Origin of the sequence: uncultured Gimesia sp. (assembly GCF_963976445.1) — a bacterium.
Lineage (GTDB): Bacteria > Planctomycetota > Planctomycetia > Planctomycetales > Planctomycetaceae > Gimesia.
Genome location: NZ_CAXBKP010000029.1, coordinates 74,851 through 90,734 on the forward strand (window position 1 = coordinate 74,851; position 15,884 = coordinate 90,734).

At 48.4% G+C, this 15,884-nt stretch carries 11 protein-coding genes; 5 read left to right on the plus strand and 6 right to left on the minus strand.

The features are described 5' to 3' along the window. Window positions 1-116: 116 nt before the first annotated feature. Window positions 117-2,162 carry an excinuclease ABC subunit UvrB gene (gene uvrB, locus AAC022_RS23335; protein WP_339735007.1) on the plus strand — a complete coding sequence of 682 codons (2,046 nt, stop codon included), beginning with the start codon at window positions 117-119 and terminating at the stop codon, window positions 2,160-2,162. Window positions 2,163-2,175: 13 nt separating this feature from the next. On the opposite strand, the gene AAC022_RS23340 is transcribed toward uvrB, so the two are convergent. The 6 genes from AAC022_RS23340 to AAC022_RS23365 all read right to left on the minus strand — a co-directional run bounded on the left by AAC022_RS23340 (window position 2,176) and on the right by AAC022_RS23365 (window position 9,175). Further along, window positions 2,176-4,797 carry an excinuclease ABC subunit UvrA gene (locus tag AAC022_RS23340; RefSeq protein ID WP_339735009.1) on the minus strand — a complete coding sequence of 874 codons (2,622 nt, stop codon included), beginning with the start codon at window positions 4,795-4,797 and terminating at the stop codon, window positions 2,176-2,178. Between the two features lie 12 nt (window positions 4,798-4,809). Continuing rightward, window positions 4,810-5,361: a ribosomal protein S18-alanine N-acetyltransferase gene (gene rimI, locus AAC022_RS23345; protein WP_339735011.1), complete on the minus strand. Its 552-nt coding sequence runs from the start codon at window positions 5,359-5,361 to the stop codon at window positions 4,810-4,812. A 333-nt stretch (window positions 5,362-5,694) separates the two neighbouring features. Continuing rightward, a complete protein-coding gene (locus AAC022_RS23350) occupies window positions 5,695-6,009 on the minus strand; it encodes a hypothetical protein (RefSeq protein WP_339735013.1) in 315 nt (104 codons plus the stop codon). 175 nt (window positions 6,010-6,184) lie between these two features. Beyond that, window positions 6,185-7,513 (minus strand): PhoPQ-activated protein PqaA family protein, encoded by a 1,329-nt coding sequence (locus tag AAC022_RS23355; protein WP_339735015.1) that lies wholly within the window; start codon window positions 7,511-7,513, stop codon window positions 6,185-6,187. Window positions 7,514-7,621: 108 nt separating this feature from the next. Continuing rightward, window positions 7,622-8,062 (minus strand): hypothetical protein, encoded by a 441-nt coding sequence (locus AAC022_RS23360; protein ID WP_339735017.1) that lies wholly within the window; start codon window positions 8,060-8,062, stop codon window positions 7,622-7,624. Between the two features lie 105 nt (window positions 8,063-8,167). Further along, a complete protein-coding gene (locus AAC022_RS23365) occupies window positions 8,168-9,175 on the minus strand; it encodes a DUF1559 domain-containing protein (protein ID WP_339735019.1) in 1,008 nt (335 codons plus the stop codon). 770 nt (window positions 9,176-9,945) lie between these two features. On the opposite strand from AAC022_RS23365, the gene AAC022_RS23370 reads away from it, so the two are divergent. The 4 genes from AAC022_RS23370 to ftsW all read left to right on the plus strand — a co-directional run. Further along, window positions 9,946-11,421 (plus strand): UDP-N-acetylmuramoyl-L-alanyl-D-glutamate--2,6-diaminopimelate ligase, encoded by a 1,476-nt coding sequence (locus AAC022_RS23370; protein WP_339735021.1) that lies wholly within the window; start codon window positions 9,946-9,948, stop codon window positions 11,419-11,421. Window positions 11,422-11,469: 48 nt separating this feature from the next. Beyond that, window positions 11,470-12,882 (plus strand): UDP-N-acetylmuramoyl-tripeptide--D-alanyl-D-alanine ligase, encoded by a 1,413-nt coding sequence (murF, locus tag AAC022_RS23375; RefSeq protein ID WP_339735023.1) that lies wholly within the window; start codon window positions 11,470-11,472, stop codon window positions 12,880-12,882. 292 nt (window positions 12,883-13,174) lie between these two features. After that, the gene (gene mraY / locus AAC022_RS23380) at window positions 13,175-14,281 is read left to right on the plus strand and encodes a phospho-N-acetylmuramoyl-pentapeptide-transferase (protein ID WP_339735025.1); all 1,107 of its coding nucleotides are present in this window, start codon (window positions 13,175-13,177) and stop codon (window positions 14,279-14,281) included. Window positions 14,282-14,524: 243 nt separating this feature from the next. Continuing rightward, window positions 14,525-15,884: putative lipid II flippase FtsW (gene ftsW / locus AAC022_RS23385; RefSeq protein ID WP_339735027.1), on the plus strand; the 1,360-nt coding region annotated here is incomplete at its 3' end.

Genomic DNA, 15,884 nt, shown 5'->3' on the forward strand with positions numbered 1-15,884 from the left:
TCCCCTATCGAATGCTTTCCTCTACAATAGGCACTGATATCCCCATTTTAGATCTGAGGATCTGTGTTTAAGAAATGTTCTGTCGGGATGCGGCAGAACCAGAGGAATCAGAGAGTATGTCGGTTTTTCAGCTGAAGAGTGACTTCCAACCCTCGGGTGATCAACCCAGTGCCATCGAAGGATTGGTCAAGGGAATCAAAGAGGGAAAGTCAGAACAAGTTTTGCTGGGGGTGACGGGGTCGGGGAAAACGTTCACGATGGCGAACGTGATCGCAGAAATGGGCCGCCCTGCTCTGATTCTCTCGCACAATAAAACTCTGGCCGCCCAGTTGTATGGTGAGTTTAAGGAGTTTTTTCCGAATAATGCCGTTTCGTATTTTGTAAGTTATTACGATTACTATCAACCGGAAGCTTATATTCCCCAGCGAGATATCTACATCGAAAAAGATGCGTCGATCAACGATGAAATCGACCGTTTGCGTTTACTGGCGACGAGTGCGCTGGTCAGTCGGCGGGATGTGATTGTTGTGGCGAGTGTTAGTTGTATCTATGGGTTGGGATCTCCCAAGGACTATCTGGAGATGATGATCCCACTCAGGGTGGGGATCGAGATTGACCGTGATGAGATGCTGCGAAAGCTGATTGACATTCATTATGATCGAAATAATGTGGAACTGTCACGGGCAAAATTTCGTGTTCGCGGGGACGTGGTTGAGTGCTGGCCCGCTTATGAAGAGTTCGCGTATCGGATTGAATTTTGGGGCGATGAAATTGAGAACCTGGCGGTCATTAATCCATTAACAGGAGAAGTATTGCGGACCGTGCAGGAAGCGTATATTTATCCGGCGAAGCATTTTGTTCTGCCTCAGGAGCGGATCGAGTCTGCTATTCAGGAGATTCAGAGCGAACTGGATGAGCGGCTGCAGGTTTTGCAGAATGAAGGGAAGTTGCTGGAGTCTCAGAGGCTTAGTGCACGAACCCGATATGATATAGAGCTTCTGGAAGAGGTTGGCTTCTGTCCGGGGATCGAGAATTACAGCCGTGCGCTGGCGGGCAGAAAACCAGGGTCGCCGCCAGATACGTTGCTCGACTTCTTTCCTGAGGATTATCTGTTATTCGTCGATGAATCTCATGTGACCGTTTCCCAGGTGCGTGCGATGTTTGCAGGAGACCGCTCTCGGAAGACGAATCTGGTTGAGCATGGGTTTCGATTGCCGATGGCGCTGGACAATCGTCCGTTGACCTTTGACGAGTGGAACGAACGACGCAAGCAGACGGTGTTTGTTTCTGCAACGCCCGGTGACTGGGAGCTGGAGCGTGTTCAGGGAGAAGTGGTTCAGCAAGTCATTCGTCCGACTGGTTTGATTGATCCCGTGATTCGAATCGAACCGGCGCGCGGGCAGGTTCCCCATTTGAAAGGGGAAATTCTAAAACGTGTCGCGGTGAATGAGCGTGTGCTGGTGACAACGTTGACCAAGCGGCTGGCGGAAGATCTTTCAGCTTATTTTCAAGAGGAAGGCATTCGTTGTGCGTGGTTACATTCAGAGCTGGATGCGTTTGAGCGTGTAGAAATCTTGAGAGGGCTGCGGGAACAGAAATATGATGTGGTCGTCGGAATCAATTTATTGCGTGAGGGGCTGGATCTTCCCGAGGTTTCGCTGGTTGCCATTCTCGATGCCGACAAGGAAGGTTTTTTGCGCAGTGAAACCAGTCTGATTCAAACAATCGGCCGTTCTGCGCGGCACGTCAACGCGGAAGTGATTCTGTATGCCGACCGAATGACGAACAGCATGCAGAATGCGATCGACGAAACCGAACGTCGCCGTGCGATTCAGGAAGAATATAATCGCAAACATAACATTACGCCGGAGTCGATCAAGAAGGCGATTAAACGCGGCATCGAAGAAGAAAATGAAGCCAGTCAGTTTGTGCGAGAGGCAGTCGGATTTTCAGACGAGTCCGAATATATTACCCAGGAATTTCTGGGTGAGTTGGAAAAGGAAATGCTGGAGGCGGCAGAAAAGCTGGAGTTTGAGCGAGCCGCGTTGTTAAGGGATCGGATTGACGATCTGAAAAAAACGGGAGGCACGTCTGAAAAAACGCAAACTGGTAAAGCATCCCGGTCTGGGAAAAAAGGAAAACGACCGAGACGCAAACGCTGAGACGCGTGTTCTTTCAGGAAGCCGCGATCAATTTCTTGAGTGCTGCTCCGGTATAAGAGGTGGGGTGTTGTGCAATTTCTGCGGGGGTTCCCGTTGTTACGATTGAGCCCCCTGCTTCGCCTGCTTCAGGGCCGAGGTCGATGATATGATCGGCGGCACGGATGATTTCCAGGTTGTGCTCGATGACGATGATCGAGTGTCCTGCGGTCAAAAGGTACTCGAAGCAGTTCAATACATATTGAATATCCAGCGGGTGCAGACCTGCCGTCGGTTCATTCATCAGGAAGAGTGTTTTGTTACGGCTGCTGGTTGTCAGGTAGGCGGCGAGTTTCAATCGCTGACACTCTCCACCAGAGAGTGAGGGGATCGGTTGACCTAAGGGAATATAACCCAGGCCGACATCTTTTAATTGTTTCAGTTTTTTTTGTAGTGCTGGCTGACCGCGGAAAAATGGAAATGCTTCATCAACGCTCAGCTCCAGAACTTCGGCGATATTGAGTTTGCGATATTTGATTTCCAGAAGTTCGCGTTGATAACGTTTGCCATGGCATTCCGGACAGGTCATGTTCAGATTCGACAAGAACTGTAGATCGATTTCAATCGAGCCAGTCCCTTTGCATTCAGGGCAGCGACCACCGTTTTTGCTGTTAAAACTGAAATGCTTGGGAGACAGATTACGAAGTTTCGCATCACCGGTTTGGGCGAATACCGTACGGATATCATCGAACAGGTTCAGGTAGGTTGCCGGAATGCTCCGCGGCGTTTGGCCTATGAGTGACTGATCAAGAAAGATGACCTCATCAATCTGCGCGATCCCGGTTACTGACTCGCAGAACGAAAATGAATTGGCAGTTTTCGGTTGCGTCAGCAGGTCTGACAGAACGGGAAAGAGGGTTTGTTCAATCAGGCTGCTTTTCCCGCTGCCGCTGATGCCTGTGATGACACACAACTGTTCCAGCGGAAACGAAACGTCAATGTTATTCAGGTTATTATGAGTGACTCCACTGAGTTCGATCCAGTTGGGTTCTATTTTTCTGGGAACGGTTTTCAGAGGCGATAAAGCAGGGGCGTTCAGGAATTTGCCGGTTGGTGAGGATGACGAGGAAATGAGTTGGTCATAGGAGCCTTCAAAAACCAGTTGCCCCCCTGCTTTGCCTGCGCCAGGCCCCAGTTCAATAATGTGATCGGCTGCGTGGATGAAGTCTGGTTCGTGTTCGACGATCACCAGAGTGTTATTTAAGTGACACAGTTTTTGGAGAACGGAAATCACACGATGATTTTCTGCAGAATGCAGGCCCGATGATGGTTCATCGAGCACATACAGCGTATTGACCAGATTCGAGGAAAGGGTTGATGTCAAAGCAATTCGTTGCGCCTCGCCGCTGGAGAGGGTTTGCATAGAGCGATTGAGTGCGAGGTAACTGATTCCCAGTTCGTGTAGCAGTGCGAGCCGGTTATTGATTTCACGAAGCAGTGGCGTCACGTGCTGTTGGATTGGTTGATTCAGGTGTAGCTCTGATTCCGAGAACCAGTTTCGGAGTTGCAGGATTGATTGTTGGCAGAGCTGATCGATGTTTCGGTTTTGGACTTGAATCGCCAGCGCGGCTTCATTCAAGCGACTGCCATGACAGTCGGCGCAAGTCTGTATTGCCTTCACAGGAGTTGAGGAATTCGAAGTCACCCCTGATCCCTGGCAGGTGGGACAGGCGCCAGTCGGGCTAAAATAATTAAAGAGTTGGGGTTCGGGAAAGCTGAATTCTTTGTGACAGTGAGAGCAGACCAGTTCTGCCGAGAAATCGAATCGGAGCCATGGCTTTTCGTCGATTGTCAGGGGGGCTGTTGAAAGCTCAATGTCCGGTTTTTGCTCGACGAGAATCACGGACTGACCAGGTGATGATTCAAACACGAGTTCCAAGCTATCCAGGATGCGTTGTTCTTCAAGATTTTTTGTACTCAGGCGGTCAATTACAACCAGGAAAGGCTCTCCCCGGTGATTGAAGTCCAGGGAGCTGTTGTCGGTCAGTTTGTATGTTTGATGATTCGCAATGACACGCGTCATGCCCTGCTGAATCAGATCTTCAATGATTTCTTTTGAAGATTGTTCGTCCCTTTGAAGGATCGGGTAACAAATCTGGTAGCGTCTATTTTCGGGCAGCGATTTCAGGAACTCGAGAACGGATTCCGGGGTTTGTGATGTGACCGGTGATTGACATGCGGGACAGACGACTTGTCCTAATGAGGTATACAGTAGTCGTAAATAGTGATGGATGCCCGATTCGATGGCAACCGTCGGCTCGATTCCTCGGCTGCCTGTATGCCGTTTGCCAGCGTTTTGCTTCAGGGCGATCGCCGGCGGAATATGAGAGACATGGTCTGCATCGGGCTTGGGGAGTTGATTTAAGTATTGCCGGGCAGAAGTAGAAAGCGTTTCGATGTAGCGTCTTTGGCCTTCTGCATAAAGCGTATCAAAAGCCAGACTGGTCTTGCCGGAACCGCTGACGCCGCAGATAACCGTCAGCTGATTGAGGGGGATGTCCAGGTTGATGTTTTGCAGGTTATGGACCCGAACGCCACGAAGTTGAATTGCAGGCGTCTGCTGGCTGGAAGGAGATCCATTTGGCAACTGATTTGTCATTCGCTGTCAATTTCAGGCAGCATCCGAGGCATCGGAGTACTTACTGATCCGATTTTTAGGAGCAAGCCCAGGCGCGAAGTCCTGTTCAGCACGTTCCATACGGTACTGCAGAACGTAGGCGTCTTCTTCTGCATCTTCAAAATAGTTTCTCAAAACCGAAACGGCGCGGAAGTCCATTTTGCGGAAAAACAGTTGAGCGGATAGATTGGTCTCACGTACTTCTAATACAATCTCCCGCCGACGTTGCTGGGACAGTTTGTCAATCACGCGCTGTACCATTTGACGTCCGATTCCCTGCTGTCGGAATTCAGGAGCGACTGCAAAATTCAAAACCTGAATCATCGATTTGTGGAGTTCGTAGATCATGAAACCGACGATCTGATGGTTGTGCTCTGCCACCATGCCGATGCAGTTTCGTTGTCTGAGGCAACTCAGAAAATACTCTTCGGTCCAAGTGTACTCAAAGCTTTCCTCTTCAATTCGAAGAACCTCTGGCATATCTCTTCGGATAAGCCAGCGAATTTGCACCATGGTATCTTGGTTTGAGTGATGATTGAGACTCATAGTGGCCTTCCTGCTACTGATAAGTGCTGCAATTAGTGCCTGAGACAGTTGCTTTTTTCTTCATGAGTCCGGCAACAGTCTGGGAAAATTGAATGGAATCAGGATTAGTTTGGGCGTCAGAAAATGTTGGTCATAATTGAGGATGTGTTTCAGAGTTGAAGACGCCTAAAACAGCGAGGTTGATTCGCGGAAGTTATCAGAAGTGATTCTCGGCGCACAGACGAATTATTTGTTTTTTGTCAAAATAAAACGAATTGCAGGATTCAACGCACAGAGCAGAACTTCCTTGAAGCGCAGGCCTCAACGGCATCGAATAGGTGTCTGTAGCAGTACTTACCCTTTTGGTGGGAGTGGCATGCGTTTTTTCATCAAGAGATGATTAATGACTTCTTCAACGCCAGTGAGTGCCTTGATTCTGTTGCAGATATCCGGGCAATCGCCATCAAATTCAAGGACACCTTCGAGGCAGACTCCATTTTTGGTACGGTGAACCACCAGCGAATTCAAGCAGACGTCTGAGTCGATAGCTAGTGCATGCTTAATTTCGCACTCCAGGGAATGGGGCGCGTCAAATTCCAGCGATGTCCTTCGAACGACTGTCTTATTGGGCGTGGGGTTAGAAGCTTGGGCGAGCGATTTCTTTTTCATGTGGCTGTTCCTTTCACCACTTTTAAATACGGTCCTTCTATTCGTGTTTCGGGAAGATGAACTCCCTCTACACAATATCTTAACATTCAAGAAAGAAACGGATAGATGAAAAAAGAAATCTTCTTTGAAGATTTTAGAAATGGATCTCCTGCTTTAAAACACTCAAAATTTCTGACTATTTTGCCGTCGTAATCGTGCATAGTGAGTAGGGGATTTGGTTTATGGTGTAGATTGCTTCCAGGTAATAGGCAATGTGCCCCTTTTCTGGTTTGTTTATCTTTGCTAAATATACATTCTTGTCGGAGTTGATTTCACTGGAAGTCCATTTGGAGTTTCGGAAATCTTTATTATCCGAGTGAGCACTCCACAGCCGGACTTGAGTCGGTTTACTCTGGCAGGTGAGTTTCAATTCATAGTCTGTCGAGTTATCCCATTCCATCGTCGGAAGTTCTTTGCCTGTTGCAGCATGGATAAAAAAGGCGCCAATTGTTTGGAGTGCGTATTCGACTCCTTCTCCCAGGTTATGGCCTGCATTGGGAACCTGAAGGATGTATTTAGGGCCTACCAGGTCTGACCAGTAAAAACGCATCGCGTCAACGACCCAGTAGGGATCGTTGGTTCCATTGATGATTAATTTGGGTAATTTTAAATGGTTTCGATAAGTATAAGGGTCCATCATTCGACGGAGGTTTTTCTCTCTTTGGTTTTCTTCGCCTTCAACAATTAATCCTTTACTGGTGTAGTCGATAATTTGTACGCTGTATTTTCCCCAAGTGGCAATCTGGTGTTTCATTTGCTCTCGGAAATTGAGTGTGTCGATCACAATTGGTGCAGTAGCGATAATTCGCTTGTCGACAACGGGGGTGAGCCAGCTAGTCCAGCCCCGTTTGGAAGCGCCGGTAATCACAAAGCCATCAATGACGGTGTTGCGTTTTTCCAGAGCAATTTCCTGGATGGCATCCATGGCTTTGACGGCGCTTTTTGCCATGGGGAACAGGAGCGGCCAGCTTTCGTCACCTGTTTTCAGATAGCGCAGCCAGGTTTCGGTAATCAGGTCATCCTCTTTTTTGCCGTCAAATAGTGGTTGATTCGGGACTTGTGTGAGTAAGGCGACGCGGGCACCGGTTGTTTTTGCCAGTAGAAATGCCGGGTGAAGTCGTTTTTCGCTGGGGCGAGAGCCATTACTGCCTCCGGTGACAAACAGGAGAACCTTGTTGTTGATGCGAATGTTGTCTGGTTCAAAAATATACAGCCAGTGTTTCCAGGTCATTCCCTGCCAGGTCTGGGATGTTAATTCTACCGGGTAAGCGGTGACTCCCTCGTGCGAGAAGGAGTCGTGGAGTTCCCACTTATAGGCTGGTTCATCGCGCTGGATGTACTTGAAAAACGCATCCGGAATTTCTCTAGCTTCTTTTGTTGAAGCAGGGACATTCGAATTCTCGGCTGCGAAAATGCTGGTACCGACTGTAATAGCAAGCAGGCATGTGAAGACTCGTGAAATCATAGACTCGTTCCAGTTTTCAGGCAGAGGTCAGAGTAATATCCAGGGAGCGTTTAGGGCAGACTGGATTGTATTGTTTAGTACTCAAAGTGTTTCAGTTAGAGGGTCGCGTTATTTTGTGGTTAATTCAACGATGCCGAGATCGGTTGGCTCTCCCTCGACGACAGAAAATTTGATTTTGGATTTTTCTGGTTTATCGTAACGTTTTTTGAGTTTATCAGGGCCACTATAACCGCGTGACATGATGTCATACTTCTTCCAGACGAAAGTTAAGGTGTAGTCGCCGGGGGGGATTCCATCACCGGTTGTGTAAGTTGAAAGTTCAAACGACCCATCATTTTTGGATATGCTTCCCGATGCCGTAGGGTGTTCCTTGTCAATTTCCCCCGTGCTCAGGCATTGAATCTGGATGGGGGAACCGGGCTCTTTTCCGTCAACTGTAATCTTTCCCTTCACGGGATAAGTAAGTTTGGTGAAGGGTTGCTCAGGACTGCTGCAGGAAAGTATGGAGGCTGTGGTCAGAGTCAGAAAGACTATCTGCTGTATTTGCATAGTACTCTCTCAGGTGAATATAAGGGTAAATGTTGTGCCTAAATATCGGCAGGCACCTGAGGGGGCCTGCCGACAAACAAATGACCGTAAAATAGCTATGGGAAGTTAGAATTCCCCGACGATTTCACCGCCGGCTCTTGTCGTAAGCGAGGCGAAGGTATAAGCATCGACATTTTGGCTAATGAAACGCACTGCGCCATCGCCCAACAGGAAGTGGGCACCACCAACATGAAAGCTTAAAAAGCCGGTACTTCTTGCGTTACTGCAGTTGATGGCGCAAGGCCCTCCGCTTCCCCCGTCGGTTCCGTCACGAAGAGATCCTTGATACCAGTGCTCACCACTGAGGAAGTCTCCCCAGCCGCCACCATTACTGGGCCCTAGTGTTGCTGTTAAAGTGGGGCTTAACGTTGTGCCACTATAAATATTGGAGCCTCCTACTCGCTCCCCTAGTAAGACCGTATTCGAGGCGCCGTCTACAATATCACGAATTCTGGAAATGCTGTCTCCAGGTGAGCCTGTTGCACTAAGACCTACAAAGTTCAACATTCCAGTTCGGCTCGCTGCTGCGGGGTGTCCGGTATAGGCAATGTTGGAATAGGTTTGACGAACGCCCGATGCTGGGCAGTAGTCGGACCGAGCAGCAGTCCAGCTGAAAGGAAAGGCCGGGCTTAAGTCGTAGTCATGTATCGTGGCTTCTGGAGTCGAGGGGCACATAAATACGGGTAACGGTGTTCCAATGACAGTTAGGTTTTGAGCGACTTGTGGTATCGCTGCGAACTGATTAATGGCGGGGTATGATGAGTTCCACTGATTGTAGAGGGGGGCTTGATCAAGATAAGGGAGCAGCATGACACCATAGCTGCCTGCTTTTAGATTGGCAGGGTTGGTAGGGTCTAAAAACCAGGCAAACGGAAAACAGCGGTGCGTGTCATGGTAATTATGAAACGCCAGTCCCAGCTGTTTCAAATTGTTTTTACAGGTAGATCTTCTGGCCGCTTCGCGTGCCTGTTGGACTGCCGGTAATAAAAGAGCGATTAAAATGGCAATAATTGCAATGACAACAAGTAGTTCGATTAGTGTGAAACCTTTTTTGGGACGCGAGTTTTGTAACATTTTCTCTCTCCTTTGGCACATCGAAATGAACTGTTTGATCGGGGAATAACGAGTCGCGGGTAGTTTCTCCATTCACGAGTGATGTCTTTTTCGTCATCAGCTGCAGATCCGTTTCCGGGCAGGCGTTGAAGTGACGAGCAAGAATTTGCAGTTTGATAAACCCTGTCTCTTAAAGAAAAATAGCACTAGATAGTGTGGTAGTCAGATGTAAGGGAAATGATTTGGAGACACATCTGATACTTATTCAGGATATCTAGAATACTGTCAATGATCCATGTGATTATCTATAAAATAGGTAAAAATACCAATTTTAATTTTCAGGGAAGATTTTGTGAAGCAGCAACTGGCAGTCTGCTTCCGCGAAAACCATGCCCAGCGCTGATTGTCGGGGCTGATCTGAGGATGTTGAGGGCTCGTAAGATGAAGGGAGGCAGGTCCGAAAATAGGTTATTGTCATTGATGCCAAAGCTGGCGGCAGCGTTTTTGTTTGCAATAATTACAAGGTGCCGTGGCAAGGAGTACTTTTTTAGCTATCCAGGGTTGACCTGATCCTGAGAATTACGAGAATGCTCCCGCTTTCAAGAATTTGTTTATTCAACTCAAATATTTTCCACTCCTTTGCCTGTTCCGGCATACTTCAACACTCATTTTATCCGCGAAATTTCCTCCACTCCTCGTCCCTTTCATATAATGGTTTTACTGAAATGCATGGTTCTTACCTCACATCCATGTCATCTTCATCGCTAAGCATATCTCCGGGAACAGTCGCCATGAGCTTAAGGGCCCTGTTTCCCACGGCCAGCTTCGTCGATTGTGCCGACATTTGTGCCACATCCATTCAGTCTGACAGTCGACGTTGTGAAAAGGGTGATCTTTTTGCCGTGATTCCCGGCACTCGAGAAAACGCCGAAAAATATATTCCCGAGGCACTCAAGAATGGCGCTAAGGCCATTTTAACAGGACATCCTCTGGTGGGGCTCCCGGTTCCGCAGTGCATCGTTGCCGATGTCCGAAAAGCCTATGCAATTCTTTGTTCTGAATTTGTGAGTCACCCTGCCAGCCATCTACAGACCGTAGGAGTGACTGGTACGAATGGGAAAACGACTGTGACCTGGCTGATCAGAGCTGTTCTGCAGAATGCAGGTCGGCGAACCGGATTGCTGGGAACGATAGAATATCATAATGGTGTTACAGCGCGTGCCGCTTCGTTGACGACTCCTGATGCGAGTGAGATTTCTCGGCTTCTGTCAGAAATGGTCAAGAATGATGTCACTCACACAGTGATGGAAGTTTCCAGCCATGCGTTGGACCAAAGCCGTCTAGCGGGGACGGAACTCTCAGTCGGAGTTGTGACGAATGTCACGCAGGATCACTTTGATTATCACAAGAATCATGAAAACTACGCAGCCTGCAAAGCGAAGATTATTCAACACGTTAAGCAGGATGGAACCATTATTTTAAATAGCGATGATTCTGCCTGTCGGTCGTTCGCAGCAGATGTCAATACGTCACAGACTTTGTTGACTTATGGGATTGATAACCCTGCTGATATTTCAGCCGAACAGATTCAGGAATCTACGAATGGTGCTACGTTTGACATTCTGTTTGATGGATCGCGTGTCCCTGTCAAAACTTCGTTAATTGGATTACATAACGTTTCAAACTGCTTAGCAGCAGCGGCTGTCTGTCTGGCGTCGGGCTTGTCTTTGGCTGAAATTGCTGAGGGGATTCGCAGTCTTGGTTGCGTTCCTGGAAGAATGGAGCAGGTTCACTGCGGGCAGTCTTATACGGTGCTCATTGATTATGCCCATACCGACGATGCATTAAGTCATGTAATTCGCTCTGCTAAGAAAGTGAGTTCGCAACGGGTTTTGTGTGTGTTTGGTGCTGGCGGAGATCGCGATAATTCAAAACGCAGGTTGTTGGGGTTGGCAGGCAGCGAAGCGGACCAGGTGATCATTACCAGTGATAATCCCCGGAGTGAAGACCCAATGCAGATCATGGAGATGATTGCGGAAGGTTGCCGAACCAAGGGGGTTGAGCCTGAATTGATTATTGATCGAACAGAAGCCATCTGCCGGGCACTCGAAGAAGCACACGCAGGAGATCTGGTGTTGATTGCCGGTAAGGGGCACGAATGCGAACAAATCATTGGGGATCGAAAGATTCCCTTTAGCGATCGATTAGTAGTAGAAAATTATTTTAGTTCCTCATTCTCCGGGAATTCAACAAAAATTCCTGCCTGAATCTGCAGTAGGGCAAAACAGATTTTAAGAGCGTAAAGAATTTATAGTATGGATCATGTTTCACTCAATCAGATTATTCAGGTCATCCAGGGGGCTCCTGTCCTCTCGGATCTGATTGCCGCTGAGATTGAGGGGATTTCGATTGACTCTCGCACGACCGTTCCGGGAGATTTGTTTTTTGCCATTCAGGGTAAGCGGCTGGATGGGCATCAATTTGTCACGGAAGCACTAAGGCGTGGTGCCCAGGCTTGTGTGGTGAAACGCGGTTCGGAAGCAGGGCGGCTTTCGCAGCGGTTTGTTACAGTTGATGATGTTAATAAGGCGTTTCATCAATATGCCTGCTGGTATCGAAATCAGCAACCGGCAACCATGATTGGTGTAACGGGTAGTGTCGGAAAAACAACGACTCGAAATATGATTCATACGGCTTTGTCTCCGTATTTAAAAGGAGTTCAGAGCCCCGAGAATTACAATAATGAATTCGGAGTTCCTTTAAGTATTGCACAAATCGAAGCTGTTCATGAGTTCGCGGTTCTGGAACTGGCAGCCTCTGGTCCTGGTGAAATTCGAGATCTGGCTCAAATCCTACAACCGGAAATCGGAGTGATTACCGGTATTGGCCCCTCACATTTAGAACATTTTGGAACACTCACTCAAACGGCAGATGCCAAAGCCGAGTTGTTTGAACAACTTTCGGCCCAAGGGTTAGCAGTCGTGAATGGCGACGATCGATTCGCAGAGTCTCTGGTTTCTAAAACGTCAGCCCGTACCCTGAAAGTCGGATTGGGGGAACAGAATGATTTACAGGCGATGTCCATTCGGCAAACACCCGACGGGATCTTATTTCAGTTTGAAGGTACCAGATATTTCATTCCCGCACAGGGGAAACATTTTGTCTATGCGGCTCTGTTCGCCATTGCTGTCGGGAAAGAATTCGGTTTATCAAATCAGAAGCTGGTAGAAAGTCTTGCTCAATTTGTAACGGTGTCTGGTCGCTGTCATATTGACCAGATTGGTTCCTGGACAATCATTGATGATTCTTATAATGCCAGCCCTGTTTCAATGGGAGCAGCTTGTCAGGTTTTGAAGGATTGGTCCGGCCCTGGCAAACGCATTCTTGTGATGGGCGATATGCTGGAGTTGGGGGCCGAGTCAAACCGGTATCATCAGGAAGTCGGAGAGTTGATTGCGGCGTCTGGCATTGATTTGCTCTTTGTCTGTGGAAAACAGGCGGGCGCTGTTATTCAGGGGGCCGTTTCGGCGAATCTGTCTCAAGATCGGATTGTACAGGCGACTGACGTCGAAGAATTACAGGGTGATGTGGTCTCCTGCCTGGAGCCGGGAGACGTTGTGTTAGTTAAAGGTTCCCGAGGTATGCGAATGGAACGTTTGGTTTCCTATTTGAATCAACAGGTTTCGCAGCAGATGGCCTTAGGAGATAAAAATATATCATGTGTCTAAACTTGTGGTTTCATCATGTGCTCCTGGGTTTGCGGGAATCCTGAGCGCGTTCGCTTCGGCGGACAAACCAGCACCGGAATTTGTGATTACTTGGGTCGATCACTCCACTGCTGTATCATGATGAAATCTTTACCGGACGTCGAGATATGGGGTCTCGGCGTCCGGTGCTTTCATTTACGGGTGTGTGAATTGTAGGTAAGATGTGTCTGAATCGAGTTCAACAGGCTGGTGGAATGAGTGTGAATCCTAAGTCTGGTTTGTGTGAAGCAATAAGTGACGAGAAATACACTTCATGGTAATCTGGTTATTGAAGACGTTTTCTCCCCTGCTGGAACAGCTTGAAGTTCTCTCGACCGGTGATTCCCGCGTCTTTCTGACGGCACGGATTGCGTTGGCCAGCCTCACTTCATTTTTGATTGCCCTCTTATTGGGCCCATTGGCGATTCGCTGGCTGGAAAAACGTTTTCAAGAGCGCGTTGACAGTGCTTCGGAAAAACTAAATGAAATCCATGCTTCGAAAAATTCCACTCCTACGATGGGGGGGATTTTCATTATCGGCTCGATTCTGCTTTCGACGTTACTCTGGGCCGATCTTACGAATCGTTATGTTCAACTGGGGATTTTGACAGCCGCTGGTTTTGCATTACTGGGGGCTTATGATGACTGGATCAAACTCAGTACCACACAGAACGGGTTAAAGCCACGTCAGAAATTGCTGGTTCAAATGCTTTTTTCCGGTATCGTGGGGACAGCACTCTATTTCAGTCACTCCAGCTTAAGTTCGGGGCTGGACTTGATCATGCCTGTGACCCGTATGACCTTTTATCTAGGCGTTCTTTTTATTCCCTGGTCGATTCTCGTCATGACGGGGAGTTCCAACGCCGTGAATTTGACGGATGGTTTGGATGGGCTGGCCAGTGGTTGCATGGTCTTTGCCGGCTCGGCCTTTGCCGGTTTGACTTATCTGGCGGGACATAAAGTTATGGCCGAGTATTTGCAGGTGCCGTATATCCCAGGTGCCGGTGAGTTGAGTATTCTCCTGGGAGCGGCTGTAGGAGCAGTTTTAGGGTTCTTGTGGTTCAATTGCTATCCGGCTCAGGTCTTCATGGGGGATACGGGCTCTCTGCCTTTGGGTGCATTGCTTGGTTTTGCTGCACTGGTGATTCGTCAAGAGGCATTGCTGGTGATTGCGGGCGGCGTGTTTGTCGTGGAGACGCTCAGTGTCATCTTGCAGGTATTCTGGTATCGACGTACGGGAAACCGACTGATTGCCTGCAGTCCACTTCACAACCATTATTTATTCAAAGGCCAGCATGAGATGAAAATCGTCGTTCGTTTCTGGATCTGTTCCGCACTGCTGGCCATCATCGCGGTTGCCAGCCTGAAGATCGCGACCTGAGCCTCGGTTCCTGAAATTGGGGTCATACCAGCCTCAATGGGTTTGTTGATCATGCGGCTTCTGTCAATCGGGAAACGCGATCCGATTGGGTAATGGCCTGTTATCACGGTTTTGTCAGCTAGTTCGTGTGGTTGTCGAATGTTTCTAAATCGGGAATTCACAAAGGGGTTGGGGTTGGTGGTACGTTAATTTTCAGGTCGATTTCATTGATATTCTTTCTCGTCTTTCAATGAGAGATTTCAAATGAAGCCAGCTTCACTCTTGCCACAATCTCAACCGGACCATGATCGCAGCCTGTTCATCTCGATGGCGTGCGCGCTGTTGGGGATTGGGGTGTTGATGGTTCACAGTGCCAGCATCACATCTTGGCCGACAGAATTTGAACAGGTTTATTTATCAAAACATTTAACGTTCCTGGCAATTGCTGTCACAGTGGCTTCGATTGCATCCTACATGCCTGCCCGATTCTGGTTTGATCGTGCGCCCTTGCTCTTCTGGGGAACAGTTGTTTTGCTGATCCTGGTACTGATCCCCGGTATCGGTACGCGCGTGAATGGCGCGCAACGCTGGTTGAGATTTGGCTCGGTTTCGCTTCAGCCATCGGAATTAGCAAAAATTGCACTTCCGCTTTTGACGGTACGTCTGATGCTTCAACGGCGGCGGTCTTTAAAGCATTGGTTCAAAGGGACGATTCCTTTCTTGATTCCATTGGCGATTGTGATCCCGCTGGTTTTACAGCAACCTGATTTGGGGACGTCGTTGTTCTTGGCTGGGGGAGTTGCGATTGCGTTGTTTCTAGGAGGCTGGCCGCTACGAAATTTTATTGTCGGTGTGATTTGTGCGATTCCTGCACTGGTGATGCTCGTGGCATTAAGGCCTTATCAGCTAAAACGAATTAGCGGGTTTCTTGATACCTGGACTGACTGGCAATCGGCTCCTTATCAGCTCAAGCAGTCTCTGATGGCTTTGGGTACAGGCGGTATTTCTGGGGCCGGGCTGGGGAAAGGGGCACAAAAATTAAGTTTCCTTCCCGAAGCGAATACTGATTTTGTGTTTTCAGTGGCAGGCGAAGAATTAGGCTTGATTGGTACACTTGGGATTGTGGGTCTCTGGTTGGGACTGTTTCTGGCAGGGTTCAACATCATTCGCGCACAAAATCAGAAATCATATGCTTATGTTGTTGGGATGACATTGTTAATGCAGTTGGTCCTGCAGGCGATTATCAATGTTGCCGTTGTGACTGCGATGGTGCCACCAAAAGGAATTTCGCACCCCCTCATTAGCTATGGTGGTACTAATTTGATGGTTAGTCTGCTCTCTCTGGGGATTATTGTCAGTTTAACCCGATCGTCCGCGGGCGCGGAATTATTGATCGATCCAGATCAGGAGCCAGAGGAATTATTAACCGATGAACAGACGCTAGAAGAGGGTCTCGCAGAAGCTGAATCAGAAGCGTATGAAGAGGCCGAAAGTGAAGCGGCTGAGGATGAAGAACTTGAGGATGAAGAACTTGAGGGTGAAGAGCTTGAGGACGAAGAGCTTGAGGATGAAGAGCTTGAGGATGAAGAGCTTGAGGATGAAGAGCTTGAGGATGAAGAGCTTG

Excerpts from the sequence above, each read along its gene's own strand:
- uvrB (WP_339735007.1), top strand. The coding sequence starts at position 117 with ATGTCGGTTTTTCAGCTGAAGAGTGACTTCCAACCCTCGGGTGATCAA.
- AAC022_RS23340 (WP_339735009.1), bottom strand. The coding sequence starts at position 4,797 with ATGACAAATCAGTTGCCAAATGGATCTCCTTCCAGCCAGCAGACGCCT.
- rimI (WP_339735011.1), bottom strand. The coding sequence starts at position 5,361 with ATGAGTCTCAATCATCACTCAAACCAAGATACCATGGTGCAAATTCGC.
- AAC022_RS23350 (WP_339735013.1), bottom strand. The coding sequence starts at position 6,009 with ATGAAAAAGAAATCGCTCGCCCAAGCTTCTAACCCCACGCCCAATAAG.
- AAC022_RS23355 (WP_339735015.1), bottom strand. The coding sequence starts at position 7,513 with ATGATTTCACGAGTCTTCACATGCCTGCTTGCTATTACAGTCGGTACC.
- AAC022_RS23360 (WP_339735017.1), bottom strand. The coding sequence starts at position 8,062 with ATGCAAATACAGCAGATAGTCTTTCTGACTCTGACCACAGCCTCCATA.
- AAC022_RS23365 (WP_339735019.1), bottom strand. The coding sequence starts at position 9,175 with ATGTTACAAAACTCGCGTCCCAAAAAAGGTTTCACACTAATCGAACTA.
- AAC022_RS23370 (WP_339735021.1), top strand. The coding sequence starts at position 9,946 with ATGAGCTTAAGGGCCCTGTTTCCCACGGCCAGCTTCGTCGATTGTGCC.
- murF (WP_339735023.1), top strand. The coding sequence starts at position 11,470 with ATGGATCATGTTTCACTCAATCAGATTATTCAGGTCATCCAGGGGGCT.
- mraY (WP_339735025.1), top strand. The coding sequence starts at position 13,175 with ATGGTAATCTGGTTATTGAAGACGTTTTCTCCCCTGCTGGAACAGCTT.